The organism is Anaerococcus kampingae, from assembly GCF_046365475.1.
Taxonomy (GTDB): domain Bacteria; phylum Bacillota; class Clostridia; order Tissierellales; family Peptoniphilaceae; genus Anaerococcus; species Anaerococcus kampingae.
Genome location: NZ_JBGMEF010000019.1, coordinates 64,978 through 90,610, shown reverse-complemented (window position 1 = coordinate 90,610; position 25,633 = coordinate 64,978). Strand labels below are relative to the sequence as shown.

21 protein-coding genes are annotated in these 25,633 nt (G+C 35.3%); 2 read left to right on the top strand and 19 right to left on the bottom strand.

Going from position 1 to position 25,633, the window contains the following annotated elements:
- Positions 1–2: 2 nt before the first annotated feature.
- The 6 genes from ACCQ42_RS05920 to ACCQ42_RS05895 form a co-directional block, all read right to left on the bottom strand.
- Positions 3–4,301, bottom strand: coding sequence for a PolC-type DNA polymerase III (locus ACCQ42_RS05920; protein ID WP_410035642.1), 4,299 nt, complete (start codon positions 4,299–4,301; stop codon positions 3–5).
- Positions 4,291–5,349, bottom strand: coding sequence for a flavodoxin-dependent (E)-4-hydroxy-3-methylbut-2-enyl-diphosphate synthase (gene ispG, locus ACCQ42_RS05915; protein WP_106459936.1), 1,059 nt, complete (start codon positions 5,347–5,349; stop codon positions 4,291–4,293). Before ispG ends, ACCQ42_RS05920 begins: the two co-directional genes overlap by 11 nt.
- A gap of 12 nt (positions 5,350–5,361) precedes the next feature.
- Positions 5,362–6,381: an RIP metalloprotease RseP gene (rseP, locus tag ACCQ42_RS05910; protein ID WP_106459935.1), complete on the bottom strand. Its 1,020-nt coding sequence runs from the start codon at positions 6,379–6,381 to the stop codon at positions 5,362–5,364.
- A gap of 6 nt (positions 6,382–6,387) precedes the next feature.
- Positions 6,388–7,167: a phosphatidate cytidylyltransferase gene (locus tag ACCQ42_RS05905; protein ID WP_106459934.1), complete on the bottom strand. Its 780-nt coding sequence runs from the start codon at positions 7,165–7,167 to the stop codon at positions 6,388–6,390.
- Positions 7,164–7,859, bottom strand: coding sequence for an isoprenyl transferase (locus ACCQ42_RS05900; protein ID WP_410035641.1), 696 nt, complete (start codon positions 7,857–7,859; stop codon positions 7,164–7,166). The genes ACCQ42_RS05905 and ACCQ42_RS05900 overlap by 4 nt, the downstream gene beginning before the upstream one ends.
- 95 nt (positions 7,860–7,954) lie before the next feature.
- A complete protein-coding gene (locus ACCQ42_RS05895; protein WP_410035640.1) occupies positions 7,955–10,465 on the bottom strand; it encodes a hypothetical protein in 2,511 nt (836 codons plus the stop codon).
- A 133-nt stretch (positions 10,466–10,598) separates the two neighbouring features.
- Between ACCQ42_RS05895 and ACCQ42_RS05890 the strand changes: the two genes are divergently transcribed.
- The gene (locus ACCQ42_RS05890; protein ID WP_410035639.1) at positions 10,599–11,486 is read left to right on the top strand and encodes an ABC transporter ATP-binding protein; all 888 of its coding nucleotides are present in this window, start codon (positions 10,599–10,601) and stop codon (positions 11,484–11,486) included.
- Between the two features lie 33 nt (positions 11,487–11,519).
- On the opposite strand, the gene ACCQ42_RS05885 is transcribed toward ACCQ42_RS05890, so the two are convergent.
- The 7 genes from ACCQ42_RS05885 to ACCQ42_RS05855 all read right to left on the bottom strand — a co-directional run bounded on the left by ACCQ42_RS05885 (position 11,520) and on the right by ACCQ42_RS05855 (position 19,810).
- Entirely contained in the window at positions 11,520–12,812 is a 1,293-nt protein-coding gene (locus ACCQ42_RS05885) for a S41 family peptidase (protein ID WP_410035638.1), read from the bottom strand.
- 9 nt (positions 12,813–12,821) lie between these two features.
- Positions 12,822–13,997, bottom strand: a complete 1,176-nt coding sequence (locus tag ACCQ42_RS05880) for a GspE/PulE family protein (RefSeq protein ID WP_410035637.1) — start codon at positions 13,995–13,997, stop codon at positions 12,822–12,824.
- Positions 13,997–15,526, bottom strand: a complete 1,530-nt coding sequence (locus ACCQ42_RS05875; protein WP_410035636.1) for a YifB family Mg chelatase-like AAA ATPase — start codon at positions 15,524–15,526, stop codon at positions 13,997–13,999. Before ACCQ42_RS05875 ends, ACCQ42_RS05880 begins: the two co-directional genes overlap by 1 nt.
- A gap of 70 nt (positions 15,527–15,596) precedes the next feature.
- Positions 15,597–16,514, bottom strand: a complete 918-nt coding sequence (locus tag ACCQ42_RS05870; RefSeq protein ID WP_410035635.1) for an RluA family pseudouridine synthase — start codon at positions 16,512–16,514, stop codon at positions 15,597–15,599.
- Positions 16,515–16,527: 13 nt separating this feature from the next.
- Positions 16,528–17,799 (bottom strand): serine hydrolase, encoded by a 1,272-nt coding sequence (locus tag ACCQ42_RS05865; RefSeq protein ID WP_410035634.1) that lies wholly within the window; start codon positions 17,797–17,799, stop codon positions 16,528–16,530.
- Between the two features lie 45 nt (positions 17,800–17,844).
- On the bottom strand, positions 17,845–18,294 hold the full coding sequence (locus ACCQ42_RS05860) for a hypothetical protein (RefSeq protein WP_410035633.1): 450 nt from the start codon (positions 18,292–18,294) through the stop codon (positions 17,845–17,847).
- Positions 18,295–18,385: 91 nt separating this feature from the next.
- Positions 18,386–19,810: a hypothetical protein gene (locus tag ACCQ42_RS05855; RefSeq protein WP_410035632.1), complete on the bottom strand. Its 1,425-nt coding sequence runs from the start codon at positions 19,808–19,810 to the stop codon at positions 18,386–18,388.
- Positions 19,811–19,955: 145 nt separating this feature from the next.
- On the opposite strand from ACCQ42_RS05855, the gene ACCQ42_RS05850 reads away from it, so the two are divergent.
- Complete coding sequence (locus tag ACCQ42_RS05850; protein WP_410035631.1) at positions 19,956–20,783, top strand: exodeoxyribonuclease III; 828 nt, start codon at positions 19,956–19,958, stop codon at positions 20,781–20,783.
- Between the two features lie 48 nt (positions 20,784–20,831).
- Here the strand turns inward: ACCQ42_RS05850 and mnmA are convergent, their stop codons facing one another.
- The 6 genes from mnmA to ACCQ42_RS05820 all read right to left on the bottom strand — a co-directional run bounded on the left by mnmA (position 20,832) and on the right by ACCQ42_RS05820 (position 25,633).
- Positions 20,832–21,935 (bottom strand): tRNA 2-thiouridine(34) synthase MnmA, encoded by a 1,104-nt coding sequence (mnmA, locus tag ACCQ42_RS05845; RefSeq protein WP_410035630.1) that lies wholly within the window; start codon positions 21,933–21,935, stop codon positions 20,832–20,834.
- Positions 21,932–22,999 (bottom strand): cysteine desulfurase family protein, encoded by a 1,068-nt coding sequence (locus ACCQ42_RS05840; protein WP_410035629.1) that lies wholly within the window; start codon positions 22,997–22,999, stop codon positions 21,932–21,934. Before ACCQ42_RS05840 ends, mnmA begins: the two co-directional genes overlap by 4 nt.
- Positions 23,000–23,152: 153 nt before the next feature.
- Positions 23,153–23,848 carry an aldose epimerase family protein gene (locus ACCQ42_RS05835; RefSeq protein ID WP_265213016.1) on the bottom strand — a complete coding sequence of 232 codons (696 nt, stop codon included), beginning with the start codon at positions 23,846–23,848 and terminating at the stop codon, positions 23,153–23,155.
- A 33-nt stretch (positions 23,849–23,881) separates the two neighbouring features.
- Positions 23,882–24,295 carry an EamA family transporter gene (locus ACCQ42_RS05830; protein ID WP_265213014.1) on the bottom strand — a complete coding sequence of 138 codons (414 nt, stop codon included), beginning with the start codon at positions 24,293–24,295 and terminating at the stop codon, positions 23,882–23,884.
- 43 nt (positions 24,296–24,338) lie between these two features.
- Positions 24,339–24,560 carry a YdbC family protein gene (locus tag ACCQ42_RS05825; protein WP_410035628.1) on the bottom strand — a complete coding sequence of 74 codons (222 nt, stop codon included), beginning with the start codon at positions 24,558–24,560 and terminating at the stop codon, positions 24,339–24,341.
- A gap of 2 nt (positions 24,561–24,562) precedes the next feature.
- Positions 24,563–25,633, bottom strand: coding sequence for a GH25 family lysozyme (locus tag ACCQ42_RS05820; protein WP_410035627.1), 1,071 nt, complete (start codon positions 25,631–25,633; stop codon positions 24,563–24,565).

Here is a 25,633-nt window from a genome sequence, read left to right as displayed (position 1 = left end):
TTTTAGAACAAGCCATCAAATAGGCTCATTTGATTTTCTTCTTGGATACCATCTATGATTCCCAAGTCTTTTAGGCTTTTGATGGCGTTTTTATTTAGGCAAGTTCTAGACCTTAGATCTTCTATTGATATAAAATTGCCCTTTTCACGCTCTTCTACTATGTCCTTTGCCATGGCTTCACTTACATCATCCACTGCCGCAAGTGGTGGGAGAATTGCCCCATCTTCAATCAAGAACTTCCTAGAATCTGACTTGTAGATGTCAGCCTTTTTAATTTTTATCTCCCTAGCATGCATCTCTTCAGCTACTTCTAAGACTGTCTTTATGGCATTGTCCCTTTGGGTAAGGTCAAACCTATCCTTGTAGGAATCAAGAGCTAACCTTACAGCATCAAAGCCAGATAGGATTGTCGAATAGGAGAAGTCATTTAGCTTGGAATTAAAATATGAAGCATAAAAGGCTTCTGGGTAATAAACCTTGTAGTAGGCTATCCTATAAGACATCAGACAATAGGCAACGGCGTGGGCCTTTGGGAAAAGATATTTTATCTTTAGGCAAGATTCCACATACCAATCCTTGACCCCATTTTCCTTCATATAGGCAATAGTCTCATCATCGAGGCCCTTTCCCTTACGGACCCTTTCCATGATTTGGAAGGATTTTTTCTTATCAAGGCCTTCAGTGATTAAGGCATTCATGATATCATCCCTAGTTGAAATTATTTCGTCAAAGGATGCGGTATTTGATTTTACAAGGTCTTGGGCATTGTTAAGCCACACGTCTGTTCCGTGGGAGAGACCAGAAATCCTAGCCATCTCTGAAAATTTCTTAGGATAGGTATCCTTTAACATGCCCCTTACAAAGTTTGTTCCAAACTCAGGTATGCCAAGGGTTCCTATGTCATTATTTGAAAAATCGTGCTTAATCTTAAGGGGTTCTGTAGATGAAAATATCTTCATTACATTACTATCATCCATCTTTATATTTAAAGGATCTGTATCTGTTAAATCCTGGAGGGCCCTTATAATTGAAGGCACATCGTGGCCAAGAAGGTCAAGCTTAAGGAGGGTTTCTTCCATTACTGAATATGGGAAGTGAGTCGTCCTTATATCTCCCCTCGGATCGTCTGCTGGATACTGGATTGGGGTTATGTCAAAAACATCAATATCATTTGGCACAACTATAAGGCCGCCAGGATGCTGGCCAGTTGACCTTTTGACATCCTTTAGCCCCCTCTGAAAGCTTCTAATCTGAGCATTAGTTAGATTTAGATTATTTTCTTCCATGTATTTTTTGATATATCCAAAGGCTGTATTGTCCTGGATTTTCCCAATTGTTCCTGCCCTAAATACATGGCCCCTACCAAAGAGCTCTTCGGTATATTTGTGGATTGTAGGTTGGTATTCGCCTGCGAAGTTTAAGTCTATATCTGGTTCCTTATCTCCTTCAAAGCCCAAAAATACCTCAAAAGGTATGTTGTGACCATCTTTTTTCATCTCTGTCCCGCATTCTGGACAAGCTTTATCTGGGTAATCTATACCAGAACCCAAGAGGTCTTCTGGGAAAAATTCTGAATGCTTGCACTTCGGACACACATAGTGAGGGCAAAGCGGATTTACCTCTGTAATATCAGCCATAGTCGCTGCAAAAGATGAACCAACCGATCCCCTAGAACCTACAAGATAGCCATCATTGTTAGATTTTTTAACTAGCTTTTGGGCAATGATATAAAGAACCGCGTAGCCATTTGAAATAATAGAATTAAGCTCTTTTTCAAGCCTTGCCTCGACAATTTCTGGTAGCTTGTCTCCATAGATTGAGTGGGCCTTTTTAAAGCAGGTTTCCCTAAGCATTTCCTCAGACCCTTCGATTTTTGGAGGGAAGGTGCCAGGTGGAATCGGCCTTAAATCTTCAATCTGATCTGCAATTTTTTTAGGATTTGCTATGACAAGGTCATAAGAAATTTTATCACCCAAATAAGCAAATTCCCTAAGCATCTCATCTGTAGTCCTTAGGTAATATAGAGGACGATTTTCCTTATAGAAGAAGAAGGACCCCTTCTTTAGGATATTTCTAAGCTTATAGTCCCTAGGATTTAGATATCTTACCCCACCAGTTGCTGCTACAAGCTTTTTATCACGATCTCCATAGGCAATTATCCTTTCATTTATGGACCTTACCTGGTCTTTGGTATCTATTTTCCCACTTTCTATCATGTCTTCATAGATAGATAGGGGTTCAACCTGGTAGAAATCAAAGAGCCCTAGATATTTTTCTATATCCCTGTCAGACCTTTGATTTATTAGATAATCGACAAGGATTCCTTCAGATCCACCAGAGCCTAAAATTAGGCCCTCCCTATATTTTAGAATCGTAGATAAAGGAGTCCTCGCTTCACCATTTGCTATATGGTTCATCCTTGATTCTGAAATTAGTTGGTAGAGATTTTTAAGACCTATCTTATCCTTGGCATAGGCTAAGACTGAATAGGTTTTGTGCTTGGCCTTTGGATAATTAGTCGTTAGAGAATTGATATTTAGAAGGCTTATGCCTTCTTCATTAGTAATCATCTCAAACATCTTGATAAAAATTTGGGCTGTAGCCCTAGCATCATCGCTTGCCCTGTGGTGGTTAAAAGCTGGGATTTCAAGCTTTCTAGCTATTTTATCTAGGGAGAACTTGCCCATATCATCAAAAAGTGCCCTAGCCATTGGCAAGGTGTCTAGGTAGACTGGGTCAAATTTAAGTCCTAATCTTTGGGCATTGACCCTAATAAATCCAACATCAAAGTCAGTATTTTGACCAACTAGGATAGCATCTCCACAAAATTCTAAAAATCCTGGCAAGACCTCATCTATCTTTGGCTTATCGGCAAGCATGGCATCTGTTATGCCTGTTATCTCTATAATTTTTTCAGGTAACATCCTTTCAGGGTTTATTAGCTGGTTGTAAGTCTCGGTTATTTCTCCATTTTCAACCCTAACTGCACCAATCTCTGTAATGGCATCCCTATATCTTAAAAGTCCTGTTGTCTCGATATCAAAGACTACGAAGGATCCTTCTTCAAGCTTTTTAAAATCTGATGGATCCTTTTCTGATAAATTCGTAAGAATCCTAAGGTCATCTTCTACCATCAAAAGTTCTGCACCTGGCAAAACCTTGATACCTTTTGACTTGTACTTGTCATAGATATTTGGTAGGACTTGGAGGTTCTCCGTATCGGTTATACCAATTGTATCCCAACCCCAGTCTGTAAGAGTGCCTAAAAGGTCTCCATCATCCACAAAACCATCGAGGTTGGTATATTTGGTGTGAAGCTGGAGCTCAAAACGCTTGTCAGCTGCTAGGTCAACTTTCTTACCAATTAGAGCCTCCCTCACAGAATTGATTGTAAAGACATCTTCCTTGGCAAAGTCATCAAAGTTAAGAGTTCCTTCAACCTGGACTGCCATCCCATCTTTTAGGCCTTCAAGCTTATAATTGTTATTTTTATTGGCAAAAATCTTACAAGATATGGCATCGGTCTTATCTTCAAGGTCAAAGGTATAGATAAAATATCCATTTTTAGTCTCAAAGCAAGATAGTCCAAAAATCCTACCTAGGAGGCCATTTGCCATGCCCTTTTTATCATAAAGATCTTCTATATTTATAGGCTCTAGCCTTTGCTTTTTACCAAAATTTAGGCCATCCTCAGCTGGCTTTTGCTTTTGGATTTTTTCCTTGGCTGAGTTTTGGATAGAAATTGCATTGGCAATTTGCCTTTGGAGCTTGGCCTCCTTGGCTTTTTTTAGGTCTTTTGCCGAGTCTTGTTCATTAGGATTTTCTTCCTTTTGAGGAATTTCTCCCGTTGCTGTTTTTTCTTCTTGAGAAGAAGTTCCTTCCTTATTTGAATTTAAAGGCTCATCTTCTACTTTTTCAGGCTTTTGGCCAATATTTTGAAAATTATCACTTGGCATATCTTCCTTACTAGGCTTTAAGTCTTCATAAGGAGGTATATCCATATAGTCAATTTCTTCTTCAAAATCATCCACAAACGAATCGTAATTATTACCTAAATTTTCAGGAACTTCTTCATTTATATTTTCTAATTCATGAGGCTCTTCTATCTCTATTTTTTTATAGCTTATAGAAAGGTCCATGTCAGAAAAATATTCTCTTAGGTCTTCCTCCTTGTTGCTTAAAAGTGGGTCTTCGCTTTCTATCAAAAGGTGGAGCCTATTTTCTTTTTTGTAATAGGTAGCTTCAATTATATAAAAAATTTCTTTTTCAATTTTTATTAAAGAGCCCAGATCAATTCTCATCTTGCTTTTCTTTCAAAACTTCTATTAGGGTATCTACTATTTCTTCTTCCTTTACTTTCTTGATAGTCTTTCCATCTTTAAACAAGAATCCCATGCCATTTGCTGCAGAAATCCCATAGTCAGCTTCCTTTGATTCTCCAGGCCCATTTACTGGACAACCCATGATTGCAACCTTAGTATTTACCTTAAGGCCCTTTGATTTTTCTTCAACTTCTGCAACAATATTTGGAAGGTCTACGGTAGTTCTTGAGCAAGTTGGACAAGATACTATATCAAGCCCATCTCGTCTTAGGCCAAGGGCCTTTAGAATTGCCTTGCCAGCCTTAACTTCTTCAACAATATCACCTGTGATTGAAACCCTAAGCGTATCGCCAATTCCATCTTTTAATAAAGAACCTATACCAATTGATGATTTGACAAGGGCTTGATAGAGAGGTCCTGCCTCTGTTACTCCTAGGTGAAGTGGGTAGTCAACCTTTGAAGATAAGAGCCTATAGGCATCTATCATGGTATTTACATCAGATGATTTTACAGATATTTTTATATCGTGAAAATCCATGTCTTCAAGGATTTTAACCTCTTCAAGGGCACTTGCCACAAGGGAATCCTTATTAACTCCCCCAAAGCGATCGACAATTTCTCTTGAAACAGAACCTGAGTTTACCCCAATCCTTATTGGAATTGAGCGTTTCTTGCATTCTTCAACTAAAAGAGCTACCTTATCCTTGCCGCCAATATTGCCTGGATTGTATCTTAAGCAATCACAGCCATTTTCTACAGCTGCTAGGGCAAGCTTGTAATCAAATTGTATATCTGCTACAAAAGGAATATTTGTAGCTTCCTTAATTTTTCTGATGGCCTTAGCATCTTCTATGGTATTGATGGCTGAGCGAGATATATCGCAGCCTTCAGCCTCAAGGGCCCTTATTTGCTTTACTACCGCATCCACATCTGATGTTTTTGCTGTTGTCATTGATTGGATAGAAATAGGAGAGTCGCCTCCAATAGCAACATCTCCTACAAAAATTTTCCTAGTTTGTCTTCTCATTTTGCCTTCCTTTTAAAATAAATTAATTATATCTTTTATGCTTACCAAAATTATAAGTCCCATTAGGAGGATAAATCCAACTATGGTGATTCTTTCTTCGATTTTTTTGTTTATTTTCTTGCCTGTCAATATCTCTATCCCACTTGTCAAAAGCTTTGACCCGTCAAGGGCTGGTATTGGAAGTAGGTTAAAAACTGCTAGGTTAACAGAAATATAACCTAAAAAGTATAAGAGATTGGCAAGGCCGTTATTGGCTTGGTTGCCCATTTCCTTTAGGACTCCAATTGGACCTGATAGGGCTCCTAGGGCAATTTTTCCTGTAAATAGTCTACCAAGAACTGTAAAAATCATCTTGATATTTTTCCAAGTTTCACTAAAACCAAGGCCAATAGCTTCAAAAAATCCTGGCCTCTTTCTTGCTGGCATTATACCAATATAGGCAGAATCATCTTTTACTTCTACCTTCAAATCTACAGCTGTGATGGTATCTGAACTTTCTCTATAATACTGAACTGTGATAGGCTTATCATAATCCTTATCCTTATAAAAATCAGCAATTCCTGCAGAAATATCAGTGAAATCTTTGATATCCTTATCTCCAACTTTTCTTATCTCATCTCCTACTTGCATGCCAGCTTCTTTAGCTGGTGAATTTTCTGTAAAATCCCCTATTGAAGTAGTAATTATCCCTGCCATAAGGCCCACAGTCATAAAGACTAGGACAGCTATAATAAGATTAGCTACAGGGCCTGCCAAGATTGTTAGAAATCTCTTAGAAGCCGGTGCCCTATCAAAAGATCTAGGGTCTGGCGATTCTTCATCCTCACCTTCCATGGCACAGTAGCCACCAATTGGGATTAGCCTTAAAGAATAAAGGGTCTCTCCCTTTTCTTTAGAAAAAATAAGGGGCCCCATGCCCACTGCAAACTCATTTACCTTGATTCCAGAAAGTTTGGCCACAAGGAAGTGACCAAACTCGTGAAATACAATTAGTAGCAAAAATAGTACTACCGCTATTAATATTCTCATCAATTCTCCTTAAATCCTAGAAAAAAGATAAAGGACAGGTGCAATAAACATGATAGAATCAAACCTATCAAGGATGCCACCATGGCCTGGTATTAGGTTACCAAAATCTTTAATTCCAGTTTGTCTTTTAATATAAGATGCAATCAAGTCACCAATTTGTGACATAATCGCAGCAATAATTGTAAAAATAACTATCTCTCTAACATAAGTGTCAAGGCCAAATTCATGGCAATAGACAATATTTAAAATCGTAGCTCCAGCAATTCCACCAATTGACCCCTCAATGGTCTTATTCGGGCTAATGTGAGCCATCCATTCCATCTTGTGCCTGCCAAAAAGGCTGCCAACAAGATAGGCAAAGGTATCAGATCCCCAGGCTGTAATATAAAGCATCCACACATAGGACACATTTTTTATCCTTAGGATATGGGAGATCAAAAATGATACATAAAGCATAACAAAGGCTGCAGCAAAGCCATCATAAAGGCTGTAGTGACCAGTTAGGATGATGTACATAAATAAATACAAAACCGAAACCACAAGGGAAGCTATATAAATATCAGAATTATTTATAAAGGCCGCAAGCATGATTATCCCATTAGTAAAATAAAGGCACTTCATTGGTAGGTGGAGTTTAATCTTACTAAGGGCCTTATCCATCTCATGGAGGGCTATATAAGAAAAAGCTGCCACTCCAAGAGCAAGTGGAATCCTGCCCAAGTAAGTTATTAAAATCAAAAGTGTTAATATTACAGCACCACCAAAGGCCCTGTTTAAAAACTTAATCATAGGCCACCATATCTTCTATCTCTTCTAGTAAAATCAAGGATTGCATCCTTTAAATCATCCTCAGTAAAATCTGGCCACAAAACATCTGTAAAATAAAGCTCTGTGTAAGCCATCTGATAGATTAGAAAATTAGACAACCTAAGCTCACCGCCAGGTCTAATCAAAAGGTCTGGGTCAGATTGACCTGATGTATATAAATTATCAGAAATCATCTCTTCTGTAATATCATCAGGACCATATCCCTTGGCCATAATTTCTCTAAAGGCATGGACAAGCTCATCCCTACCCCCATAATTAAGGGCAATATTTATAAGCAGAGACTTGTTATCCTTGGTTTTATCCAAGGCATAAAGGCAAGCTTCTCTTGTTTTTTCTGGAAGCTTAGAAATATCTCCCAAGAAATTAAGCTTACAATCTTCTGCAATAAGTTCATCAAGTTTGGATCTTACAAATTTAATAAGCAAATCCATCAAAAATCCGACCTCACTAGCGGGTCTTTTCCAATTTTCTGTAGAAAATGCATAAAGAGTCAAAGTCTTAATGCCAAACTTCTTGGCAGACCTTGCAATCCTAATCACATTTTCCGCACCTTCCTTATGGCCGAAGGTCCTAGGCCTATTTTGTTTCTTAGCCCATCTTCCATTGCCATCAAGAATGATAGCAAGATGGGATGGTATTTTTAATTCAGTCATAAGTCCTCTCTTAAATTCCTTAAGTCATTATACTCAAAGACTGGCTAATTTTCTATAAAAAATAAGGGCAGCCTTATATAAAAGCTGCCAACTTATTATAAAATTTTCCTTGCCAATTTCCTTCCTATTAAATAGATTAAAACTCCCAACAAAATAAGGTAAATCGATCCTATATAGCTATCAAAATGATTTATACCATATTTTACACTTAGGCTGCCATCAACAATTTCTTCAGCTAAGAAATAAGTGAGGGGATTTAAATATGAATAGGACCTAAACAAGTATAAAATTAAAAACATCATTAAGATTATTAAGGCAAGGTATAAATAGGTCTTAAACATATCTTTAACAATAAGGCTTAGCAATTGAACAATGCTTAGCAAAAACATTAGAAAAGATAGGCTTAAAATCATCGTATCTAATAGATATCTGCCAAGAGAGATATAGGTAAAATCCTTTGAATAGTCTGTAGCAAGATTCGGATCAGCTACCCTTCCTAAATATTTTAAAATAGGAAAATTTAAAGTATGCCTAGGGTCATTGAAAATTCCCAAAATTACAATCACAAGGCTTGTCACTAGTAAAAATTTAAGGCAAAAAGTAAGACTTGCTAGGAATTTTTTATCATAGACTTTTCTTAAATCAAGAGGCTGAGTCCTTAACAAATCATAGGAATTTTCATTAATAAATTCATATTTATAAGCTCCTCCATAGATAAATACGCATATCGTTATAAGAACGATAAGAAGTTTATATTCATTTATAAGCTTTAAAAACAGTATAAAAGAAGAAGTATCCTTAGGTATCTGAGCCTTTATAGCAGCATCCAAAACCCTTTCATCTTTTAACTTATCATAATAAGTAAGGCTTCTATCAAAAATTAAATTCATAGGCTTGATATCTCTACTTATTAGCTCTTTTCTGAAACTATGGCTGGCTTGTTTTGAAAACTCAGATATCTTTCCATTTATCAAATTTCCCTCAGAAACCTTAAAGTGCTCATCGGCAAGATTTGGGTTTAATTCATCACCAAGACTTTCAGCAAACAAACTAGCTTTTGACAAAATTTTATAAAAATTCTCCGAATCAGATGCTTCCTTTAGCCTGTCCAGGTCATTAAGCTTATCCATATAAGCCTGAGTCTTGGAAGCTAAGTTGGGATCCTCACCTTTATCACTTGTATTAGAGTTTTCAATAAAATTTGCCCCATCTCTTATCATGGCAATCTTCATAAAGGTATTTTTATAAGCATAAAAATCTTTGCTTGTCATTTTTGACCTTAGATTTATAGAGAAAATTAGTAATATAAGTGCGATAAGAGTGAAGCTTAGGCCTGTATTTTTGCTAAAAGATTTTATTTTAAGTTTTTCAAAAGAAAGTAAATCCTTAACCTCTATTCTTTCTTTTTTAATTTTGTTTCTACAAATCTTTCCCTTAGTAAATTTTATAAAACAATAAGCAATTATCAAAAATAATATCCCAAAAAGTAGATAAATACCTATAAGACTTAATTTAAAACTTGGGCTTTGGTAAGAAAAATCTACCCTTCCTTTTATATTCCCCATTAATTTTTTGTTGCCGAGAATAAAATCATAATAGGAAAAATAAAATGGATTATAGATAATCTGTAATTTTTCATAAAATCCAGTCAAAGCACCCAAAACTCCACTTATAAATACCACTGTTTCTAAGAAAATATTGGTGTTTTTAAAAATTAGTCCTAGACTTATAAAGGCACTGCTAAAGAAAAACACTCTTGCCATAAAGATAAGAAAAGTTTTCCATAGAAATCCAGCAAAAACAACCTGGTTTTGATTTTCTCCAAAACTTCCTATTGGTAAAGTAAAAATCCAATCATAATCTCCATTGATTTTACCTATTAAAAGTGATGTTAGTACAATTGTAAGAAAATATATAAAAGCTAGAAAAAGTCCTAGACTAAGCTTATCAATTAAAATCCAAATCCTTTTCCTGATAGAAGTTAATTTTAAAAAGGCCTGACCATTTTCATAATCCCTACTAAGGCTTGCTCCTACAAATAGGCTTATTAATAGGACAGGAACTAAGCCGAAATATATTTTGATATTAGAATAAAAAATATTTTGACTTGACTTTCTTATATTTTTTATAAAAGATTCTGGGCTTAATTCTCTACTTTCAATATTTATATAAAACTCCCTTAAGAATATTAATTTTTGCTCATTTAGAGGGCTTGTCTTAAGCTTATACTTATCAATAAAATTTAAGATATCCTCGAAAAATGATGCTCTCATAATAGGAGGATTTTCTCCTAGGTATTCATCACTTGAAAGAACCATTTCATCATAATCAATTTGCCCAACAATCTTTTGGTAATCTTTATTAAAATCATCTGTCACTTCTTCCCAAACCATTGTAGGTGGATAAGTATCAGAAAGTTTAAAGCTAAGATCATTATCCTTTTCTAAAACCCTATCAAGTACATTCACATCTTCCAAACCATCAATTAAAGAATAATCAATATCTGCTTTTTTGATAAAAGAGATAAATAGGGCAAAGATAAGACTAGCAAGGATAAAAATAAGAAAAATTTTATTTTTTATAATCTTTTTTAATTCAAATTTCATAAGCTACTCCAATATTATTTACAAATTCAATTTTCTAAGCTTATATTCTTTAGTATAAATATTTGAAAATATTAATAAAAACAATATATTAATTTAAATATACTTTAGGCAAACGTTTTGTAAAGGAGAGCTAATGATCCTATCTATTAAAAATTTAGAAAAATCTTATGGCAAATACAAAGTTTTGAAAGATATTTCTTTTGATTTAGAAAAGCCTACAATCCTAGGCCTAGTAGGTCCAAATGGAGCAGGTAAGTCTACCCTAATAAATTGTATAGGAAACCTTATACCATATAGAGGGGAGATAAATATTTTTGGGTTTTCCAATAAAAATCCTGATGTTTTTCAAAAAATGTCAATCCTTAAAGATAATACGATACTCTATCCCTATCTGACTGGCCTTGACCATCTGAAATTTATTAAAGAAAGCCATAATCTTGATGAAAATAGAATTTCCTATGTGATTGATTTTTTAGATATTGGCTCTTATATGGACAAGAAAGTTGCCTCCTATTCTCTAGGTATGAAACAACACCTCCTCCTTGCCATGGCTATAATGCCAGATGCTGACCTTATAATAATGGATGAACCCCTTAATGGCCTAGACCCAACAAGCATCCTAAAAACAAGACATATTATTACAGACCTTCATAAAAATGCTAAGACCCTAATAATATCATCCCACTCTCTACTAGAAATAGATCAAGTCACAAATGATATCCTCTTTATAAAAGATGGAAGACTTATTTATGAAAATATTAATGATTTTAAGATATTAAAAGTATTGTTAGGATTTAAAAACCATGAAAATCTTACAGTCTTTAAAAACATCTTGGAAAGCAATGAAAAATTCAAATTTGAGGAAAATCCTGATAGAAGCATTCTTGAAATAAATATGAATGAAGATAATTATATAGAATTTATGAATATACTTACAAGGTCAAATCTTGAAATCAGCAAATTTCAAACCAATAAACTAGGTGCTGAGGATAGGTATAAGGAAATTTTTCAAATAAAGTAAAAAAAGCCCACAGACTATTTTAATGTTTGTGGGCTAATTTTTTTGAGCTTCTATTTCTATCACTTTTTTGACGCACCCATCATTAGAAGGAATTTCTGATTGATCTTTTTTGGAAATCTCTATATCTGGGATTGTATAGGTTGATTCTTCCATTGACTTTGTTTCCCTAAGTCCAAGTTCATGGGAAAATCTTAGGATGTATTTAGTGTTTGGGAGTTTTACCATGGCTGGTGTTGTCCCTATACCATCTCCTCCTGTCTTTTCCCCTATAATTGTTCCTAGCTTATTATCCCTAAAAAAGTGAGCTGCTATTTGGCCTGATGAATAAACATCTTCATCTATCAAAAGATAGAGATTGCCATTAAATTTATATTCATCTCCAAATTCGCCAGCATTTTCAAGACCAGGATTAAAGATTATGTAGGTGTAATTTTTTCTGATATTATCCATCATCTCCTTATCTTTCTTAAGAAAAGGAATATTATCTTCCAAATATTTAAAATCTGACTCCTTAATTTTCTTTATGGAATCCTTTAATTCCGGATATTGGGGATCATACTTAAAGACCTCATCTGACCTGAATAGAATATATTCATGACTATCTTTAAATTTTCTTTTACCCAAAATCATCGGATACAAATAAGTATCTGTATAAGCAGAATTGCCCCCACCATTGCCTCTAAGATCAATAATTAAAGCCTTTTTATTTTTTGATTTTTTTAGGTAAGTTTTTAAAAGATCCAAGTCTTCCTCAAAATCTGCTGTACCTGGGTCAATCATTGCCCTGATTTTTAAGTAGGCTATATCTTTATTTATATCTTGAGTTATTAAATTTTTTGTAGCAGCCCTAGCTTGTCTAAAAATTTTATCAATTAAACTAGAAATTTTTGCCCCAAACAAATAATTTATCAGATCAACATTTACCTCTCCCTTTTCCTCCTTATTGGAAAGTACAAAGGTACCCTTCATGTCGTAAACTTCCTCAATATCTAAAAGATTAGTATGGTCATCATCCAAGTCTCTCAAAATCTTATTCATCTTATCGAAAAATTCTTTGTCGGTCCTTAGATTTTTTAACTCTTTCTTGTACTCATCTCGATTTTCCAAAAAATCATAGGTTCCATTCCTATAAAAAAGGGCATAGTAGTTTTCTAGGGTGTCAAAAGCATAGTCAAAGTCATTTTCAAAGGGGCTTTGGGTTTTGGAGTAATATTTAGGGTCAATTTCATAATCAAAATGCTCTTTCCTATCTCTTAAAATAAATGATAGAGAAAGACCAATTATAAGAGCAATTGCAAACGGTAATATTTTTTTATATTTTTTCATAATTTACCCTCAATAATCTAGGACCTTTAATACTTCTTCAAAAGAAGTTTCACCCTCCATTATTTGGATTAGGCCATTTGTTAGCATTGGTCTGAACTTTTCTTTTTTTAGCTTATCCTTTAATTCCTTTGATTCTAGGCCGTAATTTTTGAGGATGTCTTTAAATTCGTCATCTATAAGGATTACTTCTTCTACCGCCTGGCGTTCAAGGTAGCCTTTTTTGCATTTGGAACAGCCTACAGGCCTGTAGATTTTTTTATTCCTATCCACCCTTAGGTATTTGCTTACTAGTTCGTATTCGAAGTCTGTCATGGTGTCGGATTTTTTGCAGGTACATAATTTTCTGACTAGCCTTTGGCTGGCTAGGGCATTTATGGCTGATCTTATAAGAAATTCTTCTACTCCTAGGTCTTTTAGCCTTACTAAGGCTGATAGAGCATCGGTCGTGTGAGTTGTGCTTGCTACCAAGTGGCCAGTTATGGCTGCCCTAATGGCTATGGCTGCTGTTTCCCTATCTCTTATCTCGCCAATCATTATTATGTCTGGGTCTTGGCGGAGGATAGCCCTTAGGATTTTGGGATAGGTTAGGCCAATTTTTTCGTTTACTGATATTTGATTTATATTTTCTATCTTGTATTCAACTGGGTCTTCGATTGAAACTATGTTGACCTCTTCAGTATTTAGGCTTTCTAAAAGGCCGTAGAGGGATGTGGACTTGCCTGAACCTGTGGGTCCACTTATTAGGACCATGCCGCTTTTTTTGCTGATTGCCTTTTGCAATTTTTCCTTGGAATTATCAGAGAAGCCCAGTAGCCTTGCCCTATTTTTAAATCTTTCTAAGGATAGGATTCTTAAAACCAGCTTTTCACCATTGACTGTGGCAAGGGTTGATATCCTAAAGTCAATATTTTCAAAATTATCTAACTTTAGAGCCCCATCCTGAGGGAGGCGTTTTTCCGAAATATCCATCTTGGCTTCAACTTTTATTTTCGATATAAGCATCTCGGCATTTGTTTTATTAATCCTCATTATATCAAACAAAATTCCATCTATCCTTAATCTAATCTTGCCATAAGTTTCTTCTTGTTGGATATGGATATCAGATGCATTTTCCCTTATAGCATGGCTTAATAAATCGTTGATAAAGCCATCTATATCAGTTGTAATCTTTCTTTGGTCAAGCATTATACGCTCCAATATTTATCATCCAAGGATCTATATCTAATGGCTTCTAAGAGGTGCTTTTGGGTGATTTCTGGGCTTGCTTCAAGGTCTGCTATAGTCCTTGCCATCTTAAGAATTTTGTTATAGCTTCTTACCGAAAAATTATATTTGTTAAAGGCTACTTGACCGATTTTTTCAACGTCTGGACTTAGTTTGATATATTTTTTCATCTGTCTGGTTGAAAGTAGGGCGTTGGTCTTTATTTTTTCGTCCTTGTATCGAGCACTTTGTATTTTCCTTGCCCTTACCACCTCGCTTTTTAACTCAGCTGATGTTTTAGACTTAGTATCTCCCCTTAAATCATCGTATTTGACATGTTTTATCTCTATATGGATGTCAATCCTATCTAGGATTGGGGAAGAAATTTTATTTAAATATCTTCTAATCTCATTGATGGAGCAAGTGCATTCCTTAAGAGGGTTACCATAATTGCCACATGGGCATGGGTTCATGGCTGCAATTAGGATAAAATCCGAAGGATATTTGACACTTGCCTGGGCACGGGCTACGTTTATTTCCTTGTTTTCTAGGGGTTCTCTTAGGGCTTCTATAACATTTTTCTGGTATTCTGGAAATTCATCTAAAAACAATACACCTCTATGGGCTAGGGTTATCTCACCAGGCTTTGGCACCGAATGTCCGCCACCTATAAGGGCTACCTGGCTTGATGAGTGATGGGGTGCCCTAAAAGGTCTTTCATTTACAAGATGACCGCTATCAAGAAGTCCCATTATAGAATAAATTTTTGTAACCTCTACCCTTTCTTCAAAACTCATATCTGGAAGAATGGTAGGCAAATGCTTGGCTGAAAAGGTCTTTCCTGATCCTGGTGCCCCTATCATGAGTAGATTATGGCCGCCTGCAGCTGCTATTTGGAGGGCACGTTTGAGATTTTCCTGGCCCTTAAGATCCTTAAAATCATAGTCATAGGATACCTTATCTTCAAGCAGGGCTGGATTTATCTTATAGGGACTTTTGCTAATATCTCCATTTAGAAAGCCGACAATCTCTTCTAACTTCATAAAAGGATAGACTTCTATGTCAGATATAATGGCACACTCATCCCTATTTTCGTAAGGAATTATAAATTTATTAAAGCCCTTTTCTCTCATAGAAATAACCATGGCAAGAGCTCCCCTAATTGGCATAATTCTCCCATCTAGAGAAAGTTCTCCAAGAAAGATAAAGTCGTCATTTATCCTTTCAATGATGCCCATAGAGCTTAGGAGGGAAATGGCAATAGGCAAATCTAGTTGTGTGCCTTCCTTTTTTAAGTCAGCTGGTGATAAATTTATGGTAATCCTTCCAGCTGGAAATTTGTAGCCGGAATTTATTAGGGCAACCCTGACCCTATCCTTGGCTTCATTTATCGATGAATCTGGCAGGCCGACTATATTAAATTTTGGCAAGCCGCTTGTTATATCGCTTTCAACTTCCACCAACCTTCCTTCAAGGCCAATTAGTGAAGTTGTATTAGTTTTTGAATACATATTAACCCCCTGTCTTATATAATTATATCATAAAGTTTATTACTTTTGACCAAATAAAAAAGCTGAGCTTTCACTCAACTTTTATCTTATCTTCATCAAGGCCTAAAATATTTAGATACTTCATAAATTCTTCTGGTGGTGCTTGGTTAAATTCTAATTTTTCTCCATTTTTATCTTCAAAGGCTAGGTAGGTGCAGTGAAGAAGTGGGTGGTCTAGGTTAAATTTGTGCTTGAAATTGCCATAGACTGGATCTCCTAGGAGGGGATGGTTGATATCTGTCATGTGGACCCTTATTTGATGGGTCCTGCCTGTTATTATATGAACCCTAACTAGGGAAAATCCCTCGACCTCAGATAGGACCTCATATTCAGATATGGCCTTTCTCCCTGAATTTAAAACAGCCATCTTTCTTCTATTGTGAGGGTCTCTGCCCATAAAATTTTCTATCCTGGCTGATTTTTCCCTAAAATTCCCAAAGACTATTGCCAAATATTCCTTTCTGACCTTCCTTGTCTCGAAAAGATTTTTAAGGTAGCGGTAGGAGTCATTATTTTTGGCAATTACCATTAGACCAGTCGTATCCTTATCAAGTCTATGGACAATACCTGGCCTATCTTCGCCACCAATGTGGGAGAGGTTTTCATAGCCATACTTAAAAAGTAAGGCATTTACAAGGGTGCCAGTCACAATTGATCCTGCCGGATGGACTATGAGATTTTTTTGCTTGTTAATGACTGCTAAGTCATCATTTTCATAGACCACATCTAGGGGGATGTCTTCTGCTATTAATTCAGGTACTTCAAATAGGCTATCGTCGATAAAGATTTCATCGCCCTCTTTTAGCTTGAAAGATGGTTTTATTTGATTTTCATTTACTATTATAAGCTTATCCTTGATAAAGTCTTTTATCTTCTCCCTTGGTATTTCATCAAGTTCGTCGGATATATACTTATCTACTCTTATCGTATCATCTGCAATTAATATCATGTTTATTTCTTTTCTATAGGATTTTTTTGGCTTTTTCTACCATTTCTTCTGAGTTTTTGATATTAGCCAATAGCTTTGACCTAATATCAAGACTTGCCCTTGGAGATTTTTCTAGAAGAGTCTTTGCAGCTTCTAGGCTCCTGTTGTTGTTATAAAAGGCTAGGGCAAGGCTGGTATTTATTTGTCTAATATCTTCCTTGTCTGTATAGATAAGTCTAATTAGGTTAAGGGTCCTATCATCCTTACTTTCTATTTTATTTTTTGTAAGCTTGGCGAGGCTATCACTTGCTCTTATTACTAAATATTCTGATTTCTTGTTTGATCTTTCTAAATTTTCTCTAATATTATCAACAGAATTTGTCTTTAATAAAAGGCTTGCTGCATCATAACTTATCTGATTTTTATAAATTGCATAGGCAAGTTTCTTCTCTGTCGTATCCATCCTAGAAATCTCTGCTCTTTCTTTTTGCTCCTTAAGAAGAGTCATATCCTTATCATAATTAACGAAGGCTTCCGTTATTTCTAAACCTAAGTTATTTATGAGCTTTATTTGCATATCACGACCAAGATTTGCCCTATCTTCTGTCAACAGGCTTATGATAAAGCTAGACTTTCCAGTATTTATAAGGGCTAAGTCATTTTCAATATTTTTTAGCTCGCCTGTTTTGTTTAGGCAATATAAGCTTGGATTTATATCTTTTAAAAGCTTGACTCTTTTTGATGATGAATCTTCCATTGATTTTATCATATCTTTAGATATTTCATCATTTGACTTATATATTTCAATGAGTCCCTTACTTAGGTCCTTAGAATTTGTTATATTTTCATCTCCTTGGCCAAGCATTAACCTATTAAGCCTAGTTTTATCTGACAAAGTATATTTAAAAATCGTTCTATTTATCCTGTCAAAACCTAATTTTTCTATGAGGCGGTTTGTTGCATCATTATCAGAATTTCTTAAGGCTAGGTCAAGGTCTTCTTTTATACCGTCAGAATACGAAAAATCTCCATCATATATGGCATCTCTCATGGTAAGACCTATGAAAATTTTTATAGTCGATGCTGATGGAAGATAAGGCGTATCAGCATTTGACATCCTTATATCAACATCACTTTCTCCACCGATTGATTTAATATTTATGTCATAAGTAAGCTTGCCATCAATAGTATTATAAATTGCATCATGGATATCTTCTGTGAGGGAATTTTCATCCGCAAAGGTGTCTTTCCCAAAACTTATAAAAAGTCCAAAGATTATTAGAATTAGTTTTAAAATCTTTTTCATATATTCTCCTTATTACTAATCTTATCACATTCTGCTTATCAAAGTCTAGATAGTGAAAATAATTAGGAAGCCCTTATTAGTCTTTGGAGAATAAAAATATAATTTTTCCTCACTCATTAGATCTAGGTCCATATAATAAATATCGTCATTTTGCCTAAATTTCTCAAGGTCATTTAGGATATGGTGGTCAGGATTTTCTCTTTTTATAAGGTCAGTGAGATTTTCATAGCGTTTTTCAAAAAATTCATTAATTTTCTTAAAATCTTTTATATCATCTGCATCTTTTAGGCTAAAGGAATATACATCCTCCCTATCATTTCCAAAGCCACGCTCACTATAATATTCTAACTGATAAGAAGACAACCTATCTCCTATTTCTTTTAGGTCTTTAAGCTGAGAATTTTCCCTAAGTCTATTTAAAGCTAGGTTGAAAATCGCAATTAGACCAATGATGCTTATAAATATTATTATAAAAATTTTAATCTTTTTTCTCATTGCCTATCCCTTCTTTTAAGATAACTTTATCGTAAATAAGCAAAAAAACAATCCACCCCTGAGGAATGGATTGTAATAGAGTTAAAAAATCTTATTTAGTTTTTTTATAGGCAAGACTTGCTCCGATTAGTCCAATTAGGGCCATTGATGATCCGATTAAACCTGTCTTTGGGTTTTTAGCAGAAGCCTTGTTGCCTTTTTTAGAATTTTTATCTTCTTTTTTATTATCTTTTGCCTTTACTTCTTCTATCTTAAATATTTTGCCAAATTGGGCTGGATAAGAAGTTAGGATTACATCATCTGTAGTGATTTTATATTCCTTTCCTACTTTTAATTCGCTTTTGCCAAATTCTTTTTTAGGGACTAAATACTTATCTTCCTTATTTGATTTTCTAGCTACTGTGACTCCTTCCTCATCGATTTTTTCTATTACAAAGGTGTCTGTAAGCATAGTTTCTTTAGCTTTTTCTTTTTTCTCTTCTTTTTTTGTTTTTTCTTTTACTTCTTCAACCTTATATACGGCTGCAAATTGAGCTGGATCTGATGTTAGGATTTCTTCAGATGTTTCTATCTTGTAAGTTTTGCCTACTTCTGGATTTACCTTGCCAAAGTCTTTTTTATTTAGATTGTATTTGTCTTCTTTGTTTCCTTTTTCATAGACTGTTACAAAATCGCCATTTACTTTTTCTACGATATATTCTTTGGTCATTTTTTTAGCTTCTTCTTTTTCAACTATTGAATAGATTTTACCAAATTGGGCTGGATTAGAAGTCATAACTACATCGTTAGTTGTAATTGTAAAGACCTTGCCTTTTTCAAGCTTCATGTCCTTAAATTCTTTTTTAGGGACATTGTAGACATTTTCTTCATTTCCAACTTCATAAAGGTCTACGCCTTCTTCGTGAATTTCTTTTACTACATAATCTTTAACAATTTTTTCTTCTTCAGATTTCACTTCTTTTATTTGATGTATTTTAATAAATTTTGCAGGGTCAGAGGCTGTTAGAATATCATCGGCTGTTATTTCAACTTCTTTACCTTCTACAAGGTCAATATTTTTGAATTCACTCTTAGGAACATTGTATAAATCATCTGGGTTAGATTTTTTATATAAGTCTACCCCTTCTGCATTTATTTTTTTAATTACATAAGTGTCAGTTATTACGTGGCTTTCCTTACCTTCTATGACCCTATATACTTTTACAAATTTTGCAGGATCAGATTCTAGAATTTCCCAAGATGTGTAAAGGGTAAATACTTTTCCTTCCTTAAGGTCCATTCCCTTAAAATAAGATTTTGGCACATTGTAGACTTCTGCTTCGTTATTAACTGCTGCAAGGTCAACACCTTCCTCATAAATCTTTTTAATCTTATATTCTGCTACTTTTGGATTTGTAATTGAGTCTTCTGCTTCGATTTCATTTACTTTTTGATTTTGGATTTGTTCGCTAGCATAAGCAGTGTTAATTAACATAGCTGAGATTGCTAGGGCTAGTAATAATTTAGATTTTTTCATGACACCCTCCTTAAAATATATTGGTATCTTTCTTAATTATATAATACCCAATAGGGTGTTAAATTTGTGTTAATTTTGTAGAAATTTTGAAAGTTTTTTTTAAGTTGTATACTAATATAAGAAGAAAATAGCAAAGGAGATTTAAATGAAATTTATTTCATGGAATATAGATTCACTAAATGCAGCCCTTACAAGCGATTCAGCTAGGGCTGTAATGAGCCGTTTAGTATTAGATACTATCGTCAAGGAAGATGCGGATATAATCGCCATTCAAGAGACTAAACTTCCTCACGGAGGCCCTAGCAAGAAACATAAGGAAAAACTTGCCGAATATTTCCCTGATTATGATTATGTTTGGCTATCAAGCCAGGAAGGCGCTCGCAAATCCTATGCAGGCACCATGACTCTTTATAAAAAAGGACTAAAGCCTGAGGTAGACTTTCCTGTAATCGGGGCCCCATCTACTATGGATTTGGAAGGTAGGATTATTACTTTAGAGTTTGAAAATTATTACTTCACCCATGTCTATACACCAAATGCGGGTGGTGAGCTTGCAAGACTAGCTGAAAGACAAGAATGGGACAAGCTTTATGCAGATTATCTATCTAGTCTTGACAAAAATAAACCAGTAATTGCCTGTGGCGATTACAATGTAGCCCACGAGGAAATTGACCTAGCCCATCCAGAAAACAACCACATGTCAGCTGGTTTTACAGACGAGGAGAGGGAAGGCTTTACTAACCTTTTAGCAAAGGGCTTTGCAGACACCTTTAGGCACATCCACGGCAATGTCGAAGGCAAGTACACCTGGTGGGCCCAAAGGGTAAAGACAAGTAAAATCAACAACTCAGGCTGGAGGATTGATTATTTCCTAGTTTCTGATAGAATAAAGGATTTAATCACAGATTCTGATATGATTAACTCAGGTGAAAGGCAAGACCACACACCTATTGTTCTAGAAATCAACATATAAGAAAAAACCTTGAAGCATCCATTTTAAAATGGCCTTCAAGGTTTATTTTTATACTCTTAACTTTTTATCATTCATATATACTTCGTCAATTATTGCAGATCCCAAACACACTTCCCCGTCATAGAAAACTGCAGCTTGGCCTGGTGTAACTGCCTTGGTTTCATCATAGGTTACCTCTACCTTGCCATCTCCAAGAACTTTTACATGGGCTTTGATATCTGCTTGTCTGTATCTAAATTTAGCAGTACAGTCAAATTCTTTTGGACATTCTTCATCAGAAATTGTAGAAAATTCTGAAGCTAAAAGCTTATTTGAAAATAGGAGGGGATTTTTCTTGCCTTGGCAAACCAGAAGCTCGTTTTTCTCTAAATCCTTGCCATATACAAACCAAGCTTCACCCTCTCCACCTATACCAAGTCCACGTCTTTGGCCTATGGTGTGATACATAAGACCGTCATGTCTTCCCAAAACATTACCTTTTGTATCAACAATATTTCCTGGTTGAGCTGGCAGATAGTGGGATAAAAATTCATTAAAATCTCTTTCACCTATAAAGCAAATGCCTGTCGAATCCTTTTTATTAGCTGTAGCAAGGCCTGCTTTTTTAGCTATTTCTCTTACCTCAGATTTTTGTAAATCTCCTACAGGAAATAAAACATCCTTTATCTGCTCTTGAGAAAGCTGGCTTAGAAAATAGGTCTGGTCCTTGTTTGAATCAAGTCCCCTAAGCATTTTTGTTTCACCGCTAGACCTATCGACTCTGGCATAATGTCCTGTAGCTAGATAGTCAGCCCCAAGATTTTTGGCAAAGTCCAAAAAGGCCTTAAATTTAATTTCCTTATTGCACATGATATCAGGATTTGGAGTCCTACCCTTCTTATATTCTTCAAGAAAATAGGAAAATACCCTGTCATAGTATTCTTTTTCGAAATTTATTGAGTAGTAGGGAATTCCGATTTGATTGCAAACAGCTACTGCATCTTCAAAGTCTTCTTCAGCAGTACAAAAGCCATTTTCATCGGTATCATCCCAGTTTTTCATAAAGATTCCTGTCACATCATATCCCTCTTCCTTTAAAAGAAGCGCTGCAACAGAAGAATCCACCCCACCTGAGATACCTACTATTACCTTTATATCTTTTTTGTCTGTCATCTCAAAGCTCCTAACACTTCTATGAGTTTGTCTATATCTTCTCTAGAATTTTCAAAACCCAGGCTTATCCTAAGGGAGTTTTTCGCCCTTTCTGACCCATAAATTCTTTCAACAACTTTTGAAGGAATCACAGCACCAGCCCTGCATGCAGATCCTGCAGAAACCCCTATACCATACATGTCCAAATAGGTAAGGAGAAAATCTGCTCTGTAGTCCTTAAAATAAATATTTATAATATGATCGACATATTTTTCTGGATTGTCATTTATCTCAAAAGCCAATCCAGTTTTTCCAAGGCTTTCTATCAAATAATTCTTTAATTCTCTTATCATTTCCCTTTCTTCAATCATATAAGGGAAAGACTTGGCCATGGAATAAGCCCCTATTACAAAGGAAGTGCCAGCTCTGCGGTATTTTTCCTGCTCGCCGCCTTTTATAAAAGAAGGGAGGTTTTCTCTTGCAAAAAGCACTCCAAAACCATTTATCCCGCCAATCTTATGACCAGAAAGAGATAAAAAATCAATGTTCATAGCATTAACGTCTATATCAAGGTGACCATAGGCTTGAACGCAATCTACATGAAAATACACATCCCTATCTTTTAAAAATTCTCCAATTTCCTTGATAGGAAAAATCAAACCAGTTTCGTTATTAACCATCATTATTGATACAAGCTTAACCTCATCAGTAAGCTTTTCCTTAAGCTGATCAAGGATGTTGGTATCTTCACCGATCTTCAAGAGGATGGTTTTTTCTGGATTATAAGTATTTTCTATAGAGTCATGCTCTATATTTGTTGTAATGATTTTCTTATCAGCAAAGGCTGATAAAACTGTATTATTTGACTCACTTGCCCCTGATGTGAAAATAATTTGAGATGGATTTGCATTTATACTTTTTGCAATTTTCCCTCTTGATTCTTCCAAAATCTTCTTAGCCTCTCTGCCAAAGCTGTGGCTTGAATCAGGGTTGCCGTCAAACTTATCAGCATTTTCTAATATATCTTCTAAAATTTTCTTTCTTTTAATGCTAGTTGCAGCATAGTCAAAATATATCTTCTTCATTCTTTGAATATACTTTTATAAAGCTTGATATCAAGCTTTTAGACAAATGAAAACCGCCCTATGGCGGCATTTTCTACTTTGATTTTTCATAAATTTCTTTCGAAAAATATTTACTGATTTTAAAATATCCAAGCCTGAGCCTGGATATTTTGCTTATTCTTCGATTTTAATTTTCATTGATGCCTTAAAAGTTTGGCCAGATTTAAGGATAAATGGGTCACCGCCCTTGATGAAAGACTTGCCATTGTAGCAAGGTTCTACACATCTATAATCTTCTAGGAAATCTGTCCAGATGGCAAATTTGTGGAAATTATCGCTTGTGATTTTTATATTAAAATTTTCTGCCCTGAATTTTACTTCACTAGCATCCAAAAAATAAGTGTCTTCTAGGTTAAAGTCGCCAAAATCTAGGCCCTCTACTTTAAAGCTTTCTCCTGCTTTAAAATATGGGTGAAAGCCTGGTGCTACTGGCAAGTCCTTATCAGACCCATTTACCATCTTTATCTCAGCTAATAAATAATCCTCTCCCAACTCGTAGCTTATAAAGGAATCTACTCCTTCATAGCCACATCTTCCTGCAAGATAGAGGTCGATTTTTTTATCGCTTATCTCTTTAATTTCCCACTCCTTATCTCTTCCGTAGCCATGATCTTTAAGGTCGTTTATCTCGCTTGGACCAAAGGATGGAAGGCATGGGTGGCTGCCACCTCTTGTTTTATTTTTGCCATTAATTTCCCTTTGAAATTTTGGGTAAAATACATCTTTCTCATCATAGGTGAATTTTTCTATGTAGGCCCCATTTGTATTTACTTGTAAATAAATTTTTTTATTTTTTAATTCTTTTTCCATAAAATCTCCTTTATTTTTATATTTACCCAAATTTTATAAAACCATGACAAGGGTGCCTATGGTGATAAAAATTGTCCCAATTATAGCCTTTTTGCTGGCTACTTCTCCTAAAAATAAAAAGGCAAATATTATCGTAAAGACCACACTTAACTTATCGATCGGCACTACCTTTGATACATCTCCTAGTTGGATTGCCTTATAGAAGGCTAGCCAGGAGATGCCTGTGGCAAGACCTGAAAGAATCAAAAATATGAGGGATTTTTTGGATATTTGACTTAGGTCATGCTGGCCACCTACAACAAAAACCATTATCCAGGAAAATACTAGGACTACGCAAGTCCTTATGGCTGTGGCTAGGTTTGAATTAATATCTCCTATGCCAAACTTGGCGAGGATTGATGTGAGAGCTGCAAATATTGCAGATATTAGAGCGTAAAAATATGTCATTTTTTCTCCTTATAGAAAAACTCTCCCAGCTAGGGAGAGGCTTTTAGTCTTCAAATTCGTCAGCTAGGATATTTTTAAGTACTCCCGCTTCTTCAGCACTTAGGGTTATACCCTTGCTCATTCTTGTGTGATCTTCATTCCAATCTCTGATATCGTATTTTGGATCTCTTTCATTCCAGCTTACTAGGTTAAGCTCCTTGGTCCAACCCTTAGCATTTGTTGATAATACTCCGATATTTTCTACTATATCATATTTAATTGCCATAATTAACCTCTCAATCTTTTGTTTACTTCTTTTTGTATTATATTATAGTCGTAGCCTGCATAAGTCAAGCGTCTTTCTCTTTCCTTACCATAGGACCAATAGCCATCCATGATTTCTTGGACAAGCTTATCCATATCCTTATAAGATCTGCCTTTGATTATTAATGGATAATCTCTGTATAGGATATTTTTATCAATGTTACCATTGTAGCCATTTACCCTGCCTGTGTGGGCATATTGCCATACATCAAAGTCTGTATCTGTATAGCCTGTATAGTTTTTTGCCTTATAATCAGCTATCCAAAATTCATTATTATTTCTAACTTCTCTTGTTAGGTGGTTTTTGGCAAAGTGTGGATAAGAATAAATTCCTGCAAGATATCCTTTGGCTTTCATCGTCTTTATAAAAGCATCTGCTGCCCTTGATAAGTTTTCCCTGCCTGCCTTGGCCTGCCTTAGATTATCTTCTATATCTATATAGATTGGAAGAGATACATTTTTTCCTTTAACAAAATCTAGGACGAAGTTGGCTTCTTTCCTAGCTTCTTCTTCATTTGTAGCCCTTGAATAGTGATAAAATCCAATTGGGACTCCCCTTCTGTTAAGATTATCATAATGGGTATCCACGGTGAAATCTTTTCTAAGATAATAGGTCTTTTCCTTAGTTTTTTCATCTTCCTTGAAAGTTGTTATTGATGAACGGAGGATTGCTCCCTCTATGTCTTTGGCAAACTTGTCGTAATTGATAGCACTTGGCTTTTGGTGCTCTGAAATATCTACTACATTTGAGTAAACTGCTGTCTTTGGATAAAGAACTGGAGCTTTTTCTTCTTTGACTTCTTTAATTGCTTCTTTAGTCTCTTTTGTAAGATTTTGCCTGCCCTGATCATTATTTTTGGCTATTTCTGCTTGACGTCTTGCTGAAATTATATTTGTATCAACCTTTATTCCATTTTCTACTAAGACCTTATCCAAATTGCTATTATCGTAATAAACTATTTCATCTGCAAAGGATAAGCTTGGTCCAGCTAAAAGGAGGGCCAGGCCTAGGCCTAATATTTTTCTAATTTTCAT